The sequence below is a fragment of the Streptomyces sp. NPDC107517 genome (assembly GCF_055582645.1).
The window spans coordinates 1-18,417 of the sequence record NZ_JBVJPM010000064.1 but is presented as its reverse complement, the minus strand read 5'-3'; the positions used below and the strand labels follow the sequence as shown (position 1 = coordinate 18,417).

20 protein-coding genes and 4 pseudogenes are annotated in these 18,417 nt (G+C 66.0%); 13 read left to right on the top strand and 11 right to left on the bottom strand.

Going from position 1 to position 18,417, the window contains the following annotated elements:
• Positions 1–158: 158 nt before the first annotated feature.
• The 3 genes and pseudogenes from ACZ67T_RS45035 to ACZ67T_RS45025 all read left to right on the top strand — a co-directional run.
• Positions 159–257: pseudogene (locus ACZ67T_RS45035) on the top strand (DinB/UmuC family translesion DNA polymerase); the annotation flags it as partial.
• Positions 258–397: 140 nt separating this feature from the next.
• Complete coding sequence (locus ACZ67T_RS45030) at positions 398–811, top strand: hypothetical protein (RefSeq protein WP_469992717.1); 414 nt, start codon at positions 398–400, stop codon at positions 809–811.
• 494 nt (positions 812–1,305) lie between these two features.
• The gene (locus ACZ67T_RS45025; protein WP_469992716.1) at positions 1,306–1,632 is read left to right on the top strand and encodes a hypothetical protein; all 327 of its coding nucleotides are present in this window, start codon (positions 1,306–1,308) and stop codon (positions 1,630–1,632) included.
• Between the two features lie 342 nt (positions 1,633–1,974).
• Here the strand turns inward: ACZ67T_RS45025 and ACZ67T_RS45020 are convergent.
• Positions 1,975–2,270, bottom strand: a pseudogene (locus tag ACZ67T_RS45020) (transposase); the annotation flags it as partial.
• Positions 2,271–2,705: 435 nt separating this feature from the next.
• Positions 2,706–3,530 carry a helix-turn-helix transcriptional regulator gene (locus ACZ67T_RS45015; protein ID WP_469992715.1) on the bottom strand — a complete coding sequence of 275 codons (825 nt, stop codon included), beginning with the start codon at positions 3,528–3,530 and terminating at the stop codon, positions 2,706–2,708.
• A 218-nt stretch (positions 3,531–3,748) separates the two neighbouring features.
• Between ACZ67T_RS45015 and ACZ67T_RS45010 the strand changes: the two genes are divergently transcribed.
• The 3 genes from ACZ67T_RS45010 to ACZ67T_RS45000 all read left to right on the top strand — a co-directional run bounded on the left by ACZ67T_RS45010 (position 3,749) and on the right by ACZ67T_RS45000 (position 5,582).
• Positions 3,749–4,486: an SDR family oxidoreductase gene (locus ACZ67T_RS45010; protein ID WP_469992713.1), complete on the top strand. Its 738-nt coding sequence runs from the start codon at positions 3,749–3,751 to the stop codon at positions 4,484–4,486.
• A gap of 275 nt (positions 4,487–4,761) precedes the next feature.
• The gene (locus ACZ67T_RS45005; protein WP_469992711.1) at positions 4,762–5,061 is read left to right on the top strand and encodes a transposase family protein; all 300 of its coding nucleotides are present in this window, start codon (positions 4,762–4,764) and stop codon (positions 5,059–5,061) included.
• On the top strand, positions 5,004–5,582 hold the full coding sequence (locus tag ACZ67T_RS45000) for an ISAs1 family transposase (RefSeq protein WP_469992709.1): 579 nt from the start codon (positions 5,004–5,006) through the stop codon (positions 5,580–5,582). The genes ACZ67T_RS45005 and ACZ67T_RS45000 overlap by 58 nt, the downstream gene beginning before the upstream one ends.
• Here ACZ67T_RS45000 and ACZ67T_RS44995 read toward each other — a convergent pair.
• Positions 5,476–5,742, bottom strand: coding sequence for a hypothetical protein (locus tag ACZ67T_RS44995; protein ID WP_469992721.1), 267 nt, complete (start codon positions 5,740–5,742; stop codon positions 5,476–5,478). The two genes, ACZ67T_RS45000 and ACZ67T_RS44995, sit on opposite strands and share 107 nt — an antisense overlap.
• 115 nt (positions 5,743–5,857) lie before the next feature.
• On the opposite strand from ACZ67T_RS44995, the pseudogene ACZ67T_RS44990 reads away from it, so the two are divergent.
• Positions 5,858–6,240: pseudogene (locus ACZ67T_RS44990) on the top strand (transposase); the annotation flags it as partial.
• A 36-nt stretch (positions 6,241–6,276) separates the two neighbouring features.
• Here the strand turns inward: ACZ67T_RS44990 and ACZ67T_RS44985 are convergent.
• Together ACZ67T_RS44985 and ACZ67T_RS44980 are read right to left on the bottom strand one after the other, a co-directional pair.
• Positions 6,277–6,775, bottom strand: a pseudogene (locus tag ACZ67T_RS44985) (GNAT family N-acetyltransferase).
• A gap of 329 nt (positions 6,776–7,104) precedes the next feature.
• Complete coding sequence (locus tag ACZ67T_RS44980) at positions 7,105–7,647, bottom strand: carbonic anhydrase (RefSeq protein ID WP_469992708.1); 543 nt, start codon at positions 7,645–7,647, stop codon at positions 7,105–7,107.
• A 371-nt stretch (positions 7,648–8,018) separates the two neighbouring features.
• Here ACZ67T_RS44980 and ACZ67T_RS44975 point away from each other — a divergent pair, with 371 nt between their 5' ends.
• On the top strand, positions 8,019–8,276 hold the full coding sequence (locus tag ACZ67T_RS44975) for a hypothetical protein (protein ID WP_469992707.1): 258 nt from the start codon (positions 8,019–8,021) through the stop codon (positions 8,274–8,276).
• Between the two features lie 298 nt (positions 8,277–8,574).
• On the opposite strand, the gene ACZ67T_RS44970 is transcribed toward ACZ67T_RS44975, so the two are convergent.
• The 5 genes from ACZ67T_RS44970 to ACZ67T_RS44950 form a co-directional block, all read right to left on the bottom strand.
• On the bottom strand, positions 8,575–8,877 hold the full coding sequence (locus ACZ67T_RS44970; RefSeq protein WP_469992705.1) for a hypothetical protein: 303 nt from the start codon (positions 8,875–8,877) through the stop codon (positions 8,575–8,577).
• Between the two features lie 613 nt (positions 8,878–9,490).
• Positions 9,491–10,093, bottom strand: a complete 603-nt coding sequence (locus ACZ67T_RS44965) for an acetate uptake transporter (RefSeq protein WP_469992703.1) — start codon at positions 10,091–10,093, stop codon at positions 9,491–9,493.
• Positions 10,094–10,375: 282 nt separating this feature from the next.
• The gene (locus tag ACZ67T_RS44960; RefSeq protein WP_469992719.1) at positions 10,376–11,017 is read right to left on the bottom strand and encodes a type 1 glutamine amidotransferase domain-containing protein; all 642 of its coding nucleotides are present in this window, start codon (positions 11,015–11,017) and stop codon (positions 10,376–10,378) included.
• A 127-nt stretch (positions 11,018–11,144) separates the two neighbouring features.
• The gene (locus tag ACZ67T_RS44955) at positions 11,145–11,939 is read right to left on the bottom strand and encodes a maleylpyruvate isomerase family mycothiol-dependent enzyme (RefSeq protein WP_469992701.1); all 795 of its coding nucleotides are present in this window, start codon (positions 11,937–11,939) and stop codon (positions 11,145–11,147) included.
• Between the two features lie 35 nt (positions 11,940–11,974).
• On the bottom strand, positions 11,975–12,391 hold the full coding sequence (locus ACZ67T_RS44950; protein WP_469992700.1) for an NAD-binding protein: 417 nt from the start codon (positions 12,389–12,391) through the stop codon (positions 11,975–11,977).
• Between the two features lie 1,418 nt (positions 12,392–13,809).
• Between ACZ67T_RS44950 and ACZ67T_RS44945 the strand changes: the two genes are divergently transcribed.
• Both ACZ67T_RS44945 and ACZ67T_RS44940 read left to right on the top strand, forming a co-directional pair.
• A complete protein-coding gene (locus ACZ67T_RS44945) occupies positions 13,810–14,385 on the top strand; it encodes an FUSC family protein (RefSeq protein WP_469992698.1) in 576 nt (191 codons plus the stop codon).
• 6 nt (positions 14,386–14,391) lie between these two features.
• A complete protein-coding gene (locus tag ACZ67T_RS44940) occupies positions 14,392–15,243 on the top strand; it encodes an IS5 family transposase (RefSeq protein ID WP_469992696.1) in 852 nt (283 codons plus the stop codon).
• Here the strand turns inward: ACZ67T_RS44940 and ACZ67T_RS44935 are convergent.
• Positions 15,212–15,745, bottom strand: a complete 534-nt coding sequence (locus ACZ67T_RS44935; protein ID WP_469992694.1) for a YrhB domain-containing protein — start codon at positions 15,743–15,745, stop codon at positions 15,212–15,214. The two genes, ACZ67T_RS44940 and ACZ67T_RS44935, sit on opposite strands and share 32 nt — an antisense overlap.
• Positions 15,746–16,049: 304 nt before the next feature.
• Between ACZ67T_RS44935 and ACZ67T_RS44930 the strand changes: the two genes are divergently transcribed.
• The 3 genes from ACZ67T_RS44930 to ACZ67T_RS44920 all read left to right on the top strand — a co-directional run bounded on the left by ACZ67T_RS44930 (position 16,050) and on the right by ACZ67T_RS44920 (position 18,134).
• A complete protein-coding gene (locus tag ACZ67T_RS44930) occupies positions 16,050–16,889 on the top strand; it encodes an IS5 family transposase (protein WP_469992692.1) in 840 nt (279 codons plus the stop codon).
• A 134-nt stretch (positions 16,890–17,023) separates the two neighbouring features.
• Positions 17,024–17,881: an alpha/beta hydrolase gene (locus ACZ67T_RS44925; RefSeq protein WP_469992691.1), complete on the top strand. Its 858-nt coding sequence runs from the start codon at positions 17,024–17,026 to the stop codon at positions 17,879–17,881.
• 52 nt (positions 17,882–17,933) lie between these two features.
• Complete coding sequence (locus ACZ67T_RS44920) at positions 17,934–18,134, top strand: hypothetical protein (protein WP_469992690.1); 201 nt, start codon at positions 17,934–17,936, stop codon at positions 18,132–18,134.
• Positions 18,135–18,417: the final 283 nt, after the last annotated feature.

Below are 18,417 nucleotides of genomic sequence, written 5' to 3'. Positions count from 1 at the left end.
ACCCGTCGAATACGAGACCAACTACTACAGCGAGACCACAAAACCCCAGGTCACAGTCAAGATCTAGAGTCTCGATCGAACCCGGAACGGTTCAGAGTAACGCTGGGGACTGTAAGAAGAACTTCTTTTTACAGTCCCCACTTTGATGCCGGCCACACGAGGTGTGCCGGGGACTCACGCTGACCGTGCGCTACGCCGACCGCACCAGCACCACCCGCAGCCGCGCCCTGCCCGAACCAAGCGCCCACTCCCCCGCAACTTTGCCTGGTCTCTCAAGAGAGGCGTGGCCGTCAGATGACGATTCCCCCTCTTCTTCCGACTGAGGTCCTCGGCACGGCCGTTGATGCCCTAGGATGGCGCCCCCTGTTGAGCACAGAATGACCAAGGAGGAGGGGCAGTGGACGCCGAGTTAGTGACCCTCGCCTCGACTGCGGGGACCGCAGTGGTCACCGCACTCACCACCGACGTGTGGCAGCGGGCCCAGGCCTCGGTCGGCGCCCTCTGGCGACGTGCATACCCGGAGCGTGCCGACACGGTGGAGGCTGAGCTCACGGAGACCCGCACCTTGCTCCTCGCCACCCCAGAGGACGATGTCGCCGAGGGTTCGGCCGAGGAATGGCGCCTGCGCTTCCGCCGACTACTCACTACGCACCCCGACCTCGCCGAGGAACTGCGGCGTGTGCTGGCCGAGGACCTTACACCCGTGCTCCCAGCCCATCCGCAGGGCACGTCCACGGTCTTCAATGCGACGGCGTCCGGGCACGGGCGCGTCTATCAGTCCGCCGGGAACCAGACAATCAACGAGCGATGACCGAACACAGCGACTCCCCGCCGGACCCGCCCTGCGGTCAGTCTTTCACCGCGACCCCGACGGGTCAGGCACGGACTTACCAGGCCAGCCGGGACCAAACGATCAACGAACATCATCACTACGTGCCACGTGGTTCGCTGAAGGCGGTCATGACCTGGTCGGTGGCGGGAGTGACAGTCCTGGCACTTAGCGTGTTCCTAGGCGTTGACCTGTGGCAACGGCACACTGCAGCGGACGCGGCACCTGCGGGCGACGCGAAGGCGCAGAACTCCTCGGCCTCCCCCGCACCCAGCACCGCCCCGAAGCCGTCCGGCACGAGGTCCCCGAGCCCGTCACCTAGCAGGGCACGAGCGCAGCAGGAACCGACGGCTCCGGCGCCGAATGCCACACCCTCCGTGTCCGCTTCCAGACCACCGTCCAACCCTGCGACGAGTTGTACTGGGTGGAACGATTCAGGCGTCAGCCGCGTGGAGGTGAAAGCATGCGGCCGGACCGTGAACGACCGCCTGTACATGAACGCCGAGTGGCGTACGACGTCCGGCTCCGCTCTGGTGGACGTCTACATCTGGTTGGAGGACGCCACGGGTAAGGAGGTTGTCTACCCGGGAACGTCCATGCCCAACGGCATGCCGTCGTACAACATGGCGGCCTGGCAGACGCCCCATGTCCATCCGCAATGGAAGGAGTACGAGGTCGGCAAGGACCTGGTCCACGGCGAGAAGTACCAGGTGTCCGTATCAGTGAAGGAACAAGGTGGCCCCAAGCCCAACATCTTCAGCCCCACCGTGCAGGGCTACCAACTCGGGATTGTCTACCCGTAATACCTGGTCCGGAAGCTACTGACCTGAGTCAGAGGTTTGTCGTTAGTTTGGGTATGAGGCGTCCGGGCCCGAGCATTCCGCCGTTGTGTTAACCGATGCCCAACAGGCTGTGCTGGAAAGGTGGTTACGACGACGGTCGAAGGCGCAGGCCCTAACGCAACGGGCACGGATCGTGTTGCGGACCGTGGTGTTGGACGAACCAGGAGTCGGACTGTAGACGGTGGCCGTCCCGGTGCCGCCCCACAGGGAATGGCGGCCCGATAACCAGCCCGAGTCAGCCAGTCACGGGTGACCGAAGGTCATCGCCTCGGCGCCGCCGTAGACATCTCACGACTGCAAGTGTCAAGCCACTGCGGCGAGATCCGGTGGGAAGGCGACGTGCTCATCGAACAGCTGGCTCTTCTGGAGGCAGTGGTAGAGCTGGCCGATCATGCGGTTGAAGAGATGTCGCTGGGCAGCCGCATGCCAAACGCCTTGATCGCGCCGGCGACGGTAGTGGGCATCAGCTTCGGAGAGTGCCGAAAAGCGGAGAAGGCCCACAGGTAGCCGGCGTGGTTGAGCCGGTCGTTCTTCACCCATCTTCTGCTGATCTTCTCCTTCTTGCCCGAGGCCCGTGTGACCGGGGACGATCCGGCGAGGGCTTCGGCGACGAAGCGGTCGTGACCGTACTGGCCGCTATGGGCGACGCGGTACGAGAAGGCCAAGGGCGGCCAGCATGGCAGTTGCAGCGCACCTGGGGGCTCACCGCTCGGGTGCGCGGTCATTTCGGTTGCGCTGCAGGGTGAAAGTGTCGACCGGCTCCGCCTGGCCGTACAGGCCGGTCGGGTGCAGGACCGGGTCAACCTGGGCCCGGCGTTCGAGACGAACTGGGCTCGTCGTACGCCACCGGGGTCGCGTCCACCCGGGAGCCGACAGAGAAGTAACCGCGTGCAGCTCGGCATCGAAGAATGGCTGAGCCCCCACGCGCCACCCGCGATGAGAGAATCCCCCTATCTTCAGCAGTTGCCCGGCGCGTGGCCGCTGGCCCTCCGCTGCCGTACCGTGAGCCCTGGAACTGCCGCCGACCTCCTCCTTCATTCGCCGGTCACGGCTCCGCTCCCGTCGGGCGGTTCGCTGCTGTCGGCATAGACGACCAGCGTCTGTTCCGGCTGTTCGGCCAGGTGAAAAGCGGTGTACGCATAATCGATCGCTCCCCGTTGCGGGTGGCGTAGCCGTTTCCGACCGCTGTGCCGGCCCTGCACCTCGTACTGCGGCCACCAGTCCCGCACCTCTGGGCTGCCCTCGTTCAGCTCCTCGATCAGCCGGGTGTACCGCGGGTCCTCGGAATAGCGTGCCGCTAGCGTCCGAAGTCGGCCGAGCAGGCCGCGTGCTTCGGGTTCCCAGTCGACCAGAACCTCCCGGGCCACCGGTTCGAGAAACACCCAGCGGACGAAGTTGGCGGGCTGGTCCGCATCAGTGATGAGCCTCGGGAACAACTCGTCGGCTGCCTGGTTGTGGCTGAGGACGTCATAGTTGCCGCCGATGATGTACGCCGGGTTCGGCTGGAGCAACAGGGGGACGGCACCCACCTCGGCCGGGAGCGGCTCGCGTTCCTCGGCTTCGGCCGCAGGCGCGTGACCGGCAAGCTGGAGAAGATGCTCGCGCTCGTGCCGGTCGAGCCGCAGCGCCGCGGCGAGGGCGTCGAGCACCTGCTCGGAGACGCGGATCTTTCGCCCCTGCTCCAGATACGTGTACCAGGTGGCGCTGATCCCGGCCAGCAGTGCCAGTTCCTCTCGGCGAAGTCCCGGAGTCCGACGGCGGCCGGTCTGGGGCAGGCCCACCTCGTCAGGAGTCAGGCGCTCTCTCCGGCTGCGCAGGAATTCACTCAGCTGACGGCGTTGGTCCGGCTGCGTGGGCATGACGGATGGCACCTTCAGTTCCAGAATAAATACGTTCTGGATACCAGGCTAAGCCCATCGGAGACTGGTGTGCGAGCACGGGCCGCGGCATGACCGACGGCCTCACACGGTCATACCGGCACCCAGCCTGCCAGTGCGCAACGGCTCCCGGACGCTCCTCCAGGGCCTGCCAGCACTCGGCACCTCGGCCCCGGTGCCGAAGATGGAGAGGGCAACTCATGTCCGGAATCAAGGGCAAAGTGGTGGCGATCACGGGAGCCAGCAGCGGCATCGGCGAAGCGACTGCGCTGCTGCTCGCCGAACGCGGCGCGCGACTCGTCCTCGGCGCGCGCCGGTCCGAACGCCTGGCGGAACTGGTGGCCCGGATCGAGAGGACAGGTGGCACGGCCGTGCAGATCCGCACCGACGTGACCCGGCGGGACGACCTGCAGGCCCTGGTCGCGCTGGCCAGTGAGTGCTTCGGCCGACTCGACGTACTCGTCAGCAATGCCGGAGTCGGCACCATCTCGCCTCTCGACGATCTGCGCGTCGAGGAGTGGGACCACATGGTCGACGTCAACGTGAAGGGCGTGCTGCACGGGATCGGCGCCGCGCTGCCGGTCTTCCGGGCGCAGGGAACCGGCCACTTCATCACCATCGCCTCCACGGCCGCGTTTCGCATCGTGCCGACCATGGCCGTCTACGCCGGCACCAAGTTCGCGGTCCGGGCCATCTGCGAAGGACTGCGCCAGGAAGCAGGCGACTCCTTGCGGGTGACTACCGTCTCACCTGGTGCGACTGCGACAGACTTCGCCGAGGCGTCATCCAACAGCCAGGTCAGAGCAGAGATCACGAAGATGCGGGACGACATCGCGATTCCGCCCGACGCGATCGCCCGGGCCATCGCTTTTGCGATCGAACAGCCTGCCGCGGTCGACGTGAACGACATCGTCGTCCGACCCACCGCCCAGAGCTGATCTCTCCCACACTTCCGGTGCGGACACGCGCACTCACGGGACTGTTCCACGGGTCACATGGCAACACAGGCCCTCTGGCCCGTGGCGTGGGTGGCATGGCCGATTGGAAACGACGGGCGCGACGCCAGATGATCAAAGTTGCTAAGACCGAAGATCGACCTGGAGCCGCGTCCGCGTGCAATGATCCCTGATCAGCGTCCTCACGCGCCACTTCGAGGACGCAGCCGCGCCATGCCCACCCACGGCCCTCCTCTGAACTGGCCACGCTGGCCGAGGTGTTCGACCGCCTCCCCGATCCACGCCGGGAACGAGGGCGCCGCTACCGGCTCGGCTCACTGCTGGGGCTGTGCCTGGTCGCGGTGCTCGGTGGCGCACGGTCGCTGGCGCAGATCGCCCGCTTCGCCGCCGACGCGGCGCCTGATGTGCACGACCAGCTGGGACTCAACCGGGCCACTCCGAACGCCTCCACCCTCGGAGCCTGCTGGCGCGGCTGGACGGGGACACGGTTGATGATGCGGTGGGCGCCTGGCTGGCCCGCCGCGCCACCGACCCGGTCGACGACCCCGGCCGGCTGACCGGGCTGGCTGTCGACGGCAAGACAGTCCGCGGATCGCGCACCGACGGCCACGCCGTGCACCTGCTGGCCGCGGCCCTCCACGACAGCCATACAGTCATCGCCCAGCGCCAGGTCGCAGCCAAGAGCAACGAAATCCCCGCCCTCACCCCGCTGCTGGAGAACCTGGACCTGAGCGGCGTCGTCGTCACCGCAGACGCCATGCACACCCAGCGCGAGCACGCCCACCACATCGTCGCGGCCAGCGGCCACTATCTGCTGGTGGCCAAGGGCAACCAGACGCCGCACCGAACCAACTCGTTCTCGAGCACCACGAGCACCGACGTCCGGGCCAGTCCGGGCGCCGCGGCCTGCGTCTGCGTCTGCGTCTGCGTCTGCGTCTGCGTCTGCGTCTGCGTCTGCGTCTGCGTCACGGTCATCCCCGGCCTCGGATCAGTGCCCAGGTCACGGCAGCGATCTCGCTCACGCTCATGCCGTTCTCGCCTTCACCGTCGAACTCACCACGGGTCCAGCGGCCGATGACCGACAGCATGGCCCCGCTGAGGAAGTGCGCGCGTACCAGCAACGCCGTTTCGTCGAATGCGTCCGCCGGGGTCTCGGTGAGAAGTTGCTCGAACCATGCCTGAGCCAGCAGGCGTTCGAGCCGGGCGGCGAAGCGTGGACTGCCGTCCTCACCGAGCATCCTGCGTAGACGGCGCGGTGGTTGTCGATCTGCGTGAACAGGCTGAGCAGATGCTTCGGAGCAGTGTCAGAGGGCATGCGCGTCCGCGATCAGCCGGCAGGCGCGGGCCGCCTGCCCGACCTGGGCCGCACTCAAGAGCATCCGTGCGGCCCGCCCGGACGGCGCCCCGGTCTCTGTGATCCTGGACAATCTCTCCGCCCCCAAGAACGGGCGTATGCGCCGCTGGGCGACGAAGAACAAGGTCGAGCTGTGCTTCACCCCGACGAACGCGTCCTGGGCCAACCCGATCGAGGCACACTTCGGGCCGCTGCGGCAGTTCACTCTCTCTAACTCCCACCACCCCAACCACACCGTCCAAAACCGCCAGTTGCACCGCTTCTGCGCTGGCGCAACCACAACCCCCGCCACCCCGACGTCCTGGCCGCACAGCGCCGCGAACGCGCCCGCAGCGCGAAGGGCATTCGCTGGGGCGGACGCCCCCTCGCCGCCGCAGCCTGACCAAGTGAGAACTCTCGCCGTGCCCGGATATGGAGATCAGACAGCGGCCAGGCTCTTCGCCATCACCCGCTCCCTGCCCACGCCATCGGGCAGAAGATCGCCAGGCTCACCCGTGTCCGTGAAACCGTGCCGCTCATAGAGCGCGGTCGCCTTGCGGTTGTCCGGCATGACGGACAACCACAGCGTCGTGGCACCGCGCTCCGCCCCCCCACCGCTCGACCGCCTGGATCAGGTAGTCACCCACACCCTCGCCTCGAGCCGTGGGGTTGACCCACATCGAGATCAGCTCCACGTTCCCTGCTCCCTCGCCCGGCACTCCGCTGGCCATGCCCATCGGAAGGCCGTCGAGGAGCGCGATGAGATCGTGCGCGCCAGGAATCGACAGACGGGCACGCCAGCGTTCCTCTCGGTCGCCGGAGCCCTGCCACTGGGCCAGCGTCGATCCGAACGCGTAGGGCGCCTCAGCAAGCGCGGCCAGCCGCAACTCCCGCCAAAGGGGCCAGTCGTCTGCTTCCAAAGTGCGTAGTTCAACCATGATTCAGACCCTGCCCGCCTGACAGGGCGGGCAGCAAGTTGATTACAACCATGCAAACGAGGTCGTTCAGCCATGCGACCAGCCGAAACCAGGGAGCAGTGGCGCCTCACGCACCCGCGGACCACGAGACCTCCGTGAACCTATCCCCTCACAGCAGTAGCTGTCCTCCTAGGGCATCGCCTTGCCGAGGGTCCGGCAGTGTTCGTCTGCGGCCACCCTGCCGACGGGTGCGGGCGAGTCGGTGCCGGACGGCCGGGAACTGGTCTGTCGGACGCAGTTTCCTCCGTCCTGTCGCCGGACCGGGACCGCCGGCGCCGGCCATGTCCTGCTCAGCCGGGCTGCACGACGGTGGTGATCCTCCCGGTCCCGAGGTCGTAGGCGTAGCCGCCGATCTTGATATCGCTGATGGCCGACGCGAGTTCGGGCGCCGAGCGCAGCTTGGCGATGTCCTTCTGGACCGTCTTGGACGGCTCCAGGACGGCCATCTCCAAGGAGGTCTGTTCGTCCCAGCCGCCGCGGGCGGCGTAGCCGGCGCGCAGATCGTCGTCTGCGAGCAGTCCCGAGCCGCATTCGGTGTGGTGGATGACAGCGATCTCGAACCAGTCCGCGTCGGGGGTCTTGTTCTCATGCAGGTGCACGATCCAGGCGAGGTCCTTGATGATCGCCGGCGTCACGCGGCCGCCAATGTTGCGTGCCACGATCGCTTCTCCGAGCCGGGCGCCCAGCACAGCCGCGGGCTCCACGCGTGGATCGATGCAGGTGATCAGGTACAGCTGCTTGAAGGGGATGAACGGGATCCGGGGGACGTCGACCTGGGCACCGGAGGCCGCGAAAGCCCGGTTGCGCTCCAGGTACGGGGTGAAGTTCGACATGGCTGGTCCCTTTGAGGAGGCGGTGACAGCCTGGGGCCGTGAGACCGGCACCGCGTGCGCGGCGTCAATGTCCGCGATGCGCGAGCCGGTCTGGTCCGGCCTTGAGCCGCAGGCGGGCGGCAGCAAGCCGTCCTACGAACCACCATCGGCCACGAGGGGATAACGGGCCAGGCAGGCTCGCCCGGCAAGGGCGAGCCGAGCGTCGCCGACCTGAAGGCCCGCCGCGAACGAACGCTTCAGCCCGAAGCCAGCCGACGCTCGTGCAAACTCAGCAACGGCGCTTTGCCACCTTCGGTGGCGAACGGAACGCGTGAACCCGTCTGTGCGTCGAGGGTTGGTACGGCTTTCGCCCCGCCCGCGCGGTGGCCTGGTTGCTGACGCTGCTGCTGCTCGGCGCCGACACCTACGGGCTCCACGAGCCACCACGATCAGATCCGGGCCAGGGCCCGCAATTCAACGCCCTTGTCTGTGCAGCAAACCTGCTGCTCCCGGTCGTCGACTTCGGGCAGGAGAAGACGTTCGCGCCCACTGGCGCCTATCAGTGGCTGGCCACCCTTATGATCGCGGCGGGCTGGATCTTCGTCACCACCGTCGCGGCTGGCGTCACGCGTAGCCTCAAGCGTCAGTGACCGAGGGCATCGCAAGGCCGACCCAGATACGGCGGCCAGAGTCGAAGAAGTTATTCGACGGGCGGGGCGCATGCTCGCCCCGTTCCGTGCTGCCTCCCTAACTCGTGAACAACGACTTCGCAGCGCAGGACATGGCTCCGGAACCCGTGAACAACCGCTGTCGCAACTCGTGAACAGAACCAGGCGACCCTCATCGCTCGTCATGCGCCCTCTACACAGCCTGAAGAGCGGGTGCGACACGACGAACCGGCCCCGGCACGCCCTCGAAGGGGCACGCCGGGGCCGGTTCCGGTTCGGATCACCGCCCCCTACGGGCGGGTGCCGGCGTCAGCCACGGTGCCCCGCGGTGGCACTCCTTCTGGGCAGGACGCCAGACGCGGATCCACTGGCCACGGTGCCAGCGGTGGTGCCGGTCCCGGAACGCCGGCTGCCACTGCCGTGCCCAGTGACCCGCCACCTTCACGCAGTGGTGCGACGCCGCCGGCGGGCGATGGTCCTGCGGAGCGGCCGACGCGGTGCCGACCGTGCCGACGACCGCGCCCGCCGCCAGGGCCACCGTCGCCGCCCCCAGGGCCGCGGCCCTCTTCAACCCGTTGATCATGTTCAGACCCTTCCGTACGAACCGGGGCTGACGCCCCGGCACTGCCCGGACCGTTCGGCCGGGTACGCACTGATCCTCACCCTCCGACACCGCCACATCACGGCAGAACACTGCCTCTCAGGAAATGCAGATCTATTTCTCATTCATCCCAAATAGTCATATCTACGCGACAGTGATGCAGTCCCTCGAATACCGCAGCCCTCCACATGCACCACCACTCACGAGCCGCGGCACAGGTGCCCCACCTTCATGCGACCGGTCGCCGCCGAGAACCAGACGAGACCGTCACGAAGGCCGGTCCGAGCAAAGAAGATGCGGCTCCCCCGGGCACATACACGCTGTCGTGGAACCTCGCGGACTGCTATCGGGAGCGGACGCGGAAAGACGGCACGATCATCGACAACCAATTCGCGACGGCGGCCCGGCCGATCACTGCGACGGTGCAGGCTGGGGAGTTGTTCACGTCGCGGGACTGCGGGACGTGAGCGTCGAAGAAGTAACCCACCAACTACCTGGCCTTCGTCGGACTCGCCGCAGCCCTCCGCAGGTACAAACGACTCCTCACGCCCACCACGTAGGACACGGCCTCAGGATCAGTCGAGGGGCGGCAGCCTCATCTATGTCGACGGCGACGGCACCGTTTCCGTCGTAGCTCACGCTGTACTGCCAAAAGTCGTATATGCAGGAGAGCCCCGAGAGAGCCAAGCCTCCTGGCGATGCGCGCCGCAGGAGAGGGAGGGCGCGTGGCAGCTGTTGCGCTTTGGCTGAACCGCCGAGCACGCTCGATGCCCACCGGGCTCAACGGTTCAACGCGAGGTCGAGATATCACCCAAGCTGCGTATGAGGGTTGACTCGATGAGCGGATCCTCCGCCACTCGAGCGGGTGGCTTCGTAGGTGAGAACGGAGAACGAATGTCGACGGGGTCACGAAGGACAGCCAGAACGCGCCCAACACCGTGAAGGCGGTGCTGCCGAGCCTACTGCCCTGCCTGAACTCGAAGATACCGGCGATCATCTGGACCACGCCCCCCACGAGGAACTCAAGGGGGAACGCCTCCGGATTGAGAGCCGGGTCGATGCCGGCGTTGAAGAAAGCCTGGATGAGGTTCGCCATGCTGAAGGCGATGAGGCCCAGCGGCGCGGGGTCGGGCGCGGTGAGCCCGTGTGGAGCAGCCGCCGGTGCGGATGACGATAATTGCCACACTGCGATTCCCATCCAGGCAGGCTGCGAACAAGTTACGGCACGACGCGTCGGTGGGTTTAGCGGACAACAAAGTGCACGCCGCCGCCAATGGATTTTGTGCTCGAACCGTCAGGCCCGACATGGGAACGGCCGGTCAGCAAAGCGGTATGACGCGCTGAAGGCGCAGGCGGTGCAAGTCACAGGTGCCGTTGAGAGGGCCGCGAATCCCCCGGTGCGCGAAGGGACCTGCGGGAAATCACGCTACGCCAGCACCTCGAGCAGTCGTTTGCCCAGGACCCCGGCTGAGTGCGGGTTCTACCCGGTGATGAGGTTGCGGTCTTCGACCATGTACGGCTCCCAGTTCGGACCGCGGCTGGAGTCGACCTCGACCCTCTCCTTCAAGTCGGTCTCCAGCAGCCACTGCACCCGTGGGGCGAGTCCGACGCCCTCCTCCTCATCGTTGGTGAACGCCGTGACCTTGTAGCCCTTGAACGGCGAAACGCCGTGGATCCGGGTGGCCAGCAACGCCGCCGGGGCGTGACACACGATCACCAGAGGCTTGCCCGAGTTCAGCTGCGCGGTCAGCAGGCGTCCCACGTCAGCGTCGAACTCCAGGTCCGCCACCGGGCCATAACCGCCCGGCAGGTAGACCGCGTCGTAGTCCTTGACACGCACGTCCGAGAGCTTGAGCGGCCGACGCATCGCCTCGGCGTCGCGGATGATTTTCTCCAACTCCAGTGCCCCGTCCTCACCACCCGCAAAAGCAGGGCGCAGACTCATCATGTCGACAGTCGGAATCACGCCGTTCGGGGTAGCGATGACCACGTCGTGCCCGGCGTCCGTGAGGATCTTGTACGGGTTCGCGAACTCCTCGGCCCAGTAACCCGTGGCATGCCTCGTACCGTCCTTCAACTCCCAGAAACTGGCTCCACTCACGATGAAAAGCACCTTCGCCATAGTGGAACGCTCCCCTCGCACTTTGGCTTCGGCGGCGCGAACGTAGCCCATTCGAGGCGGTCCAATCCGAATCATCCACCTGGTGGACTCCCAGTGAATATCGGACAACACGTCGCGTCACCCGTGGTCAGATGATGTTGAGGCGGTCCAGAAACAGCGCCGCGGCGGACGCGTTCCCGGTGACGCCGCAGTGATCGCGCCAGGGACTCCGAGTGGTACTCCACTCGATGAAATCGAGTGCCGTGCTACGGATCCAGGTTCCGCCGGCGCTACCGGGTTCTACGGACAGGTTGCCGTCAGGCCCAGCTGGTAACACCGTGACGGTTGCCGCACCCGGTCCGGTCAGGTCGAGGACGAGCGGTTCGCTCACGGTGGTGGTGAGTTCTGGACCCTGCATCTGGGGGAGTCCGGCGAGCATGAAGTCGACGGCGGGGGCGACCAGGTCGTCGGTCGGTTCCGGCAGGGTGAACGGGAGCGGGCCGTTCGGGGCGAGCATGTCGTTGCGCAGGTGGCAGAAGACGTTAAATGCCATGGTGTTCGCCAGGAGATGGCGCGGATACGTCCCGAGCCCGGGCACCTCGACCAGCTCGTCCGCGCCGGGCGGTTCCTGGGCTGCCTCCAGGAGGTCCAGTTGCCGGGGGGTGCTGAGCCGCCACTCGTCGAGGACTTCGGCATGGCTCCAGCCTCGGCGTTCGTCGACGCGCAGGTCGTGGTACCGCTCGCGGTTCTTCGGCAGCGAGGGATCGGGCGGCGGCGGGTCCACCGCCTCGGAGGCGAGGGCCGCGAGGTGGGCCACCACATCGATGACACGCCAGCCGGCGCACGCAGACGGCAGCTCCCATTGCTCGTCGTCCACCTGGGGGATGATCTCAGCAAGTTGCGCTGTGCTCGAACGCGCGGCGGCGACGCCGGCACGGGTCATCGTTCCTCCCTCGCCTCTCGCGAAGGGACGGCCGGTCAGGATGCGGCCTGGCGGGACATGCGGTAGGTCGCCGCGACGTCCGCGCGGCCGAGCCCGTCGTCGGCCGCGCGGCGGAGGCGTTCGCGTACGACTTCCGCGATGCCCAGGTGCAGGCCGGCGGCGCGGGCGGTGCAGCTGATCAGCTCGGCGTCCTTGGCCGCCGCTTCTAGGGGGAAGGAAGGGGTGTCGAGCTCGTCGTCGATCATCTTCGGGCCCTTGTTCTGGACGTACGGGCTGTTGAGGCCGCTGCCGTCGATGACGTCAATGACCAGACGGGGGTCCACCCCGAGGGCGCTGGCGAGGGTGAGGGACTCCGCGATGCCCTCGACGGTGGTCAGGACCCAGGCGTTGTAGGCGAGTTTGAGGCTGCTCGGCTGGCCGACCTCGTCTAGCCAGACGATGCGTGTGCCCACAGCGTCCAGTACCGGTCGCGCCGCTTCTCGTGCCTTCTGCTTCGGCCGCGTTCTGCAGGCATCCCGCCCGGTCCTCGGCGCTCGTCAACCGGTACGCGGCGGCCGCGGCCGCCGCGCGGGCGAGCTTGTCCTCCAGCCCCTCAGGAGACAGCTCGTCGAAACCTCCTGAGGACCTCACCTGTCACAGGACTCGTCGTAGCAACAGCCATGAACCCACGCTAGGCCCCGCCGACAAGGTCGGCAATTCACCCATTACGCCCCGCCGGACCTGCGATACGGCGCGCCAGCACTCGGCTACCTTACGGCTCGACGAGAACTCCGCGGTCCAACCAGCGACGGCCTGCCAAGCATCCAGTACGGCATCGGATGCGCCGCACAGCGACCCGCGAAGGGAGTGATGCCGACGCACGCCGCACACGGTCTCGGCGGTGCCCCGGGGGACCAAAAGCCAACCGTGGTTCTCGTACACGGAGCATTCGCCGACGGTCGAGCTGGAACGCAGTGGCGCAGCGCCTGCAGCAGGACGGCTACCAAGTCATCGCCCCAGCCAACACACTGCGCGGCATACCTCAAGGACTCGACATACCTGAACAGCCTCCTGAAGACCGTCAAGAGGCCGATCGTCCTCGTCAGACACTCCTACGCCGGTGACGTGATCTCACGTGCGGCTGCTGGCGTCAGCAACGTCAATGCACTCGTGTCCGTCAGCGCGGGCATACCGAACAAGGGATAGCCCTTCGCCAGCCTCTCCCACAAGTTCCCAGCAGCCGCGATCACCAAGGCCTTCAATCAGTCCCTGTTCCGCAACGTCGACTGCACCACGGGTACAGATGTGTACATCCAGCCCGACAAGCTCCACGCGACCTTTGCCCAGGACCTCTCCCAGCGGCAGACGTCCGTCATGGCATCGAATCAACGCCCGATTGCACAGTCAGTCTTCACAGACGAGCTCACCGAAGCAGCCCGGCGGGGCAAGCCCGTCTACGTGCTCGTCGGCAAACAGGGCCGAGCCGTAACCCCAGCCTCGAACGTTACGAGGTCAAACGCGCACACGCTCGCAAGACAGTGGAGATCAACTCCTCACACACATCCCTGATCTCCCACCCTCAAGCCGTCACTGATCTCATCCTCAACGCGACCAACAACTCCAGCCACACGTAGACGAACAGGCGCGACCTGTCATAGCCGAGGCTCAACGGCTGGCACCCCACGGAGTGCGTCGGTCATGAGATCCGGGCACGCTGGCAGCATCTGCTGAACCGGGCCCGGTGGAATGCGGTCGGGATCCGGAGCAACCTGGAAAATACGAAACTCAGCGGCTGAGCATGCCTGGTCCTGTCCCGATCATCAACGAGACAGGTCAGAAGGAATATGACGAAACTCGGTGGGTTCCTGAATCCTGAAACGGCGGTCGCAGAATGGCGGTGACGGCGAGTTCGCCAAAAGCGGGTACCGGCAAGCTGTTGAGGTACTCGATCGAGGTCGGTCTGGCCAGCCTGTTGGGCTACTGGGCGGCCACTAGAATTTGGTCGGGTGCTCATCAGCCATACGAGGAAGGCAAACTGGGCGGCATGTGGGCTGCGATTTCTGCAATTTTCGTGGTCCGGGAATGCAAAAAGAAGAGTGCAAAAGCGGCGATCGCTCGCATGTCGGCGACGCTCATCAGCTTTGCGCTCTGCCTGGTTTACCTCGCGTTCTTGCCCTTTCAAGCATGGGGCCTCGCCCTGCTCGTGGGCTTGAGCGTCCTGGTGCCCGGGCTAGTCGGACGGCCCGGCGACGAAGCGACGGCAGCCATCACCACCACTGTGGTCATGGTCGTCGCAGGACTGAACCCGCACGGGGCCTGGAAACAGCCGCTGCTACGTTTGGCGGACACGGCCATCGGCGTAGCCGCAGGCATGGTCATGCTGGTCATCGTGAACCAAATCAGCAAGAGGACAGGCATGGGCAGCGTTTCTCAATCAGATCGATCAGCCACGAGCCAGGCCGACTGACTCCTCATGCCTTCGCAAGGTGAACAGTGGTCGCTTGTGGAGCCGTTGCTGCCGCCCGCGAGGGTGGGCCCGCAAGGCGGCTGGCGGGAGAAACATCCACGGCGACGGATCGTGGACGCGATCTTCTACGTCGTGCGGACCGGGTGCGCTTGGCGGCAGCTACCGAAGGACTTCGCGCCATGGCCCACGGTGTACTGGTACTTCACGTGGTGGCACGACGACGGAACGGTCGAGCGGATCCACGACGCCCTTCGCGACCAGGTCCGCGAAGCCGGGCGCCGTGGCGCCGAACCGAGCGCGGGGCTGATCGACTCGCAGTCCGTGCGCACCGCCGACACCGTCCCCGCGGCGACCAGGGGTTTCGATGCGGGCAAGAAGGTCAAGGGCCGCAAGCGGTTCCTTGTGACCGACACGCTCGGCCTCCTCCTGGCCGTCCACGTGGTCGCCGCGAACGTGCAGGACCTCGACGGTGGAAAACGCCCGCTGCTGTGGGCCCGCCTCGACCATCCGAGCGTGCGGAAGATCTGGGCCGACCAGGGCTTCGCCGGCCGCTTGGTGGCCTGGGCCGACCAGATCCTCGTCCGCGAGCTGGAAAATGTCCGCAAGGACCCTGACCAGCGAGGCTTCCACGTACAACCGAAGCGGTGGGCAATCGAACGCACGCTATCGTGGATCACCGCCAACCGACGCCTGGCCCGTGACTACGAGACGAGGCCGGCGCATTCGGAGACCATGATCCGCTGGGCAATGATCGGCATCATGATCCGTCGACTCACCCGCCGTGGACCAGCAACACGGCCCGGACCTCGACCCCTCGACCGAACTGCTACTGGACCGGGCCAGCCAGCGTTTCGATAGACAGAGGCGGACAGGTCTCCTCTTCCCGGGTGAGGTTCACCAGCTCTTCCGACGGCTCGGCTCCGTACCGGACGGCCATGACGTAGGTCCTTGCCTCCTGCAGGCTCAAGCGCGGGGCCTGCTTTCGGAGGTGGCTCATCGCGGCCACAACCCCGGCGGAGTTCACGAGTGCGCGGACAGAGGCTGCCAGTGGGTGAGGCGCCCTGACGCCTTTGATCTGCCGGAGGTAGAGCTCCTCCCAGTCCTCGGCTATCCACGTGGTGGCGGGGATGTGGTGGATGCTCCCGTCGTACCGGTCCACCAGGTACGGGCCGCTGCCAACAAGGTTGGCGCGCGGATCACGGGTGCGGGCGTACTCCGCCGAGTTCCAGAAAACGAGCCAGCCGACCGTGTGCTCCTCCACGTCGTAGACGGCCAACTCGCGGACCGGCCCCGCCCATGTCAGCCGCTCTGCGGCTATCAGCGACTCAACGAGCTCTACGGCGCGTTCCTTGAAGATCACGCCCTCATCATTCACCACGGGTCAACCGGGTTTCCGATCACGCCGGCGCTGCGCGCTGAGATCTCAAACGCGGTCCGAGGGGCTTTCAAAGAGTGTTTTGTCCCGGCAAGGTTGTTTGGTGACGCTTCGGGGTGCGAGCTGGCGAGAGACGCATGAGGCAGACCAGTCCGATGTGACGTATGGGACTGGTGTCATCTCCCGAAGAGCCGATTCTCGCCGGTCGCTCCTGTCTGATCCCAACGCGCCCCCGCTTGAACCCGTTTGCGCCCTGGGGAGACTGCCTACTCGACGCTACTACCGAAACATGACACGACGCCGTCCGTATCCCAGCGACCTCTCCGACGCACGACGGGAACTGATCGGACCCACGCTCTCCACGTGGCGGGCCGAGCGCAGAGGCAAGGGCCTGACCATTGGCCGACCGCCTGAGCATGACCTGCGCCGCATCATGGATGCCGTCCTCTACGTCGATCGCACTGGCATTCCCTGGCGATATCTGCCACATGACTTCGCACCCTGGGAGACGGTCTACGGCTACTTCGCCGCCTGGCAGAAAGAAGGTGTCTTCGACCAACTCAACGGTCTCCTGCGTCGCCTGGTGCGCGAGGCCGAAGGCCGCGACGGCGAGCCAACTGCATGCGTGCTGGACGCGCAGAGTGTGAAGACCTCCGCGAACGTGCCCGCGGCCGGCCAGGGCATTGATGCCGGCAAGAAGATCGCAGGTCGCAAGCGCCACATCGGCGTGGACACCCTCGGCCTGCTCCTGGCCGTCTGGGTCACTGCGGCGAGCGTTTCCGACAACGTCGGAGGCATGCACCTGATGTCCCACATCGCCACCACCAACCCCCGCGTGACCAAAGCATGGGCCGACTCCGGCTACCGCACCAAAGCCATCGACCACGGCGCCACGCTCGGCATCGACGTCGAAGTCGTCCAACGCACCCCCGGCGTCAAAGGATTCAAAGTCATCCCCCGACGCTGGGTCGTCGAGCGGACCTTCGGATGGCTGATGCACCACCGCCGCCTCGCCCGCGACTACGAAACCCACCCCCACCGCTCCGAAGCCATAATCCACGTCGCGATGATCGACCTCATAAGCCGACGCCTCACCCGCGAATCCACCCCGAACTGGCGCGACACCTGAACCTCGAACCAAACAACCTCACCGGGACGAAACGCTCTTTCACTCGGATGGCCCGTGCGCCGAGACGAGCCGACAGGTGTCCGTGACGCTGAGATCCCGGGCGTCGCCTGACGCCGTCACACCGAAGGAGTGGCATGCGAATACCCTGCAAGGCGCGCCGCAACTTGAACATCGTCCGTTGGAGTGCGGCATTTCTGGCGGCATCGGCAACCCCGTTCGTCCTGTCCGCCGTAACAGCGCAGGCCGGTGGTCCGAGCGGTGATCCCGACAGGGAGAAGCCCACCATCGTGCTCGTACACGGCGCGTTCGCTGACGCGTCGAGCTGGAACGGCGTCGTGGAACGGCTCCAGAAGAATGGCTACAAGGTCGCCGCACCGGCCAACCCCCTCCGCGGCATTCCGCAGGACTCGACCTACCTCGCGAGTTTCCTGAAGTCCGTCAAGGGACCGATCGTCCTGGCTGGTCATTCCTATGGCGGAGAGGTGATCTCGCAGGCTGCCGTCGGAAACGGCAACGTCAAGGCTCTCGTGTACATCAACGCAATCATGCCTGATGTGGGAGAGTCGTTCTCCAGCCTCTCGGCGAAGTTCGCCCCCGCCCCACTCACCAACGCTCTGAAGCAGGTGCCCTTCCGTAACGGTGACGGCACCACCGGCACGGACGTGTACATACAGCCGGACGAACTACACCGGGTCTTCGCCGAGGACCTGCCCACGAGTCAAACCGACATCTTGGGAACCACACAGCGTCCGATCGCGCTGTCGGCATTTACGGACAAGCTCACCGGCGCCGCATGGCGGAACAAACCCGTGTACGTTCTCGTCGGCAAGCAGGACCGGGCGATCAACCCGAGTCTGGAGCGATTCGAGGCGAAGCGGGCGAATGCCCGCAAGACGACGGAGATCAACTCCTCACATGTGTCTCTTGTCTCCCACCCGGAGGAGGTCAAGAATCTGATCGTCGACGCCGCCGAGGACTACACATGGAAATAGGGCAGTCGCTCGAACCGGGGGATCTCGGTACGCTGCACTCAGGGGAGGATTCATGCAGTGGTGGGTGTTGATCCCGGTCGTCTCGATAATCACTGGGCCTGTCGCTCTGTACCTCATGACCCGGGGCAAGCGCCGGTCCGAGGGCTCCGACGAGCGCTACGAAGAACTTTCGCGGAAGTACACCGCGCTGCTCGAGGACTCCACCTCAGGCGAACTGCCCAACGGCCGCGGGCGCTACCCAGAGACACACTGAGCGTCCGGCGCGCGGACACCGGGGGGCACAACCTGCCGCCGGCCGTGCGCAACAGCCCCTCGTCGGATCTCCGTTCGAACAGGCTGGATTGTGCCGCGGCCCCGCACCAGAATCAGCCGAGGGGGCGACAGCCTGATCTCTGTCGACGGCGAGCGACGGCACCTTTTCCGTCGTAGCTCACGCTGTACGGTTACGTCCAAGGAAGTGGTGTACCGGTTCCCACCTGATCCGGGTGTTTGTTCCGGCGTCGGGGTGAGGGTCCGGATATGAGAACGGCCACCGG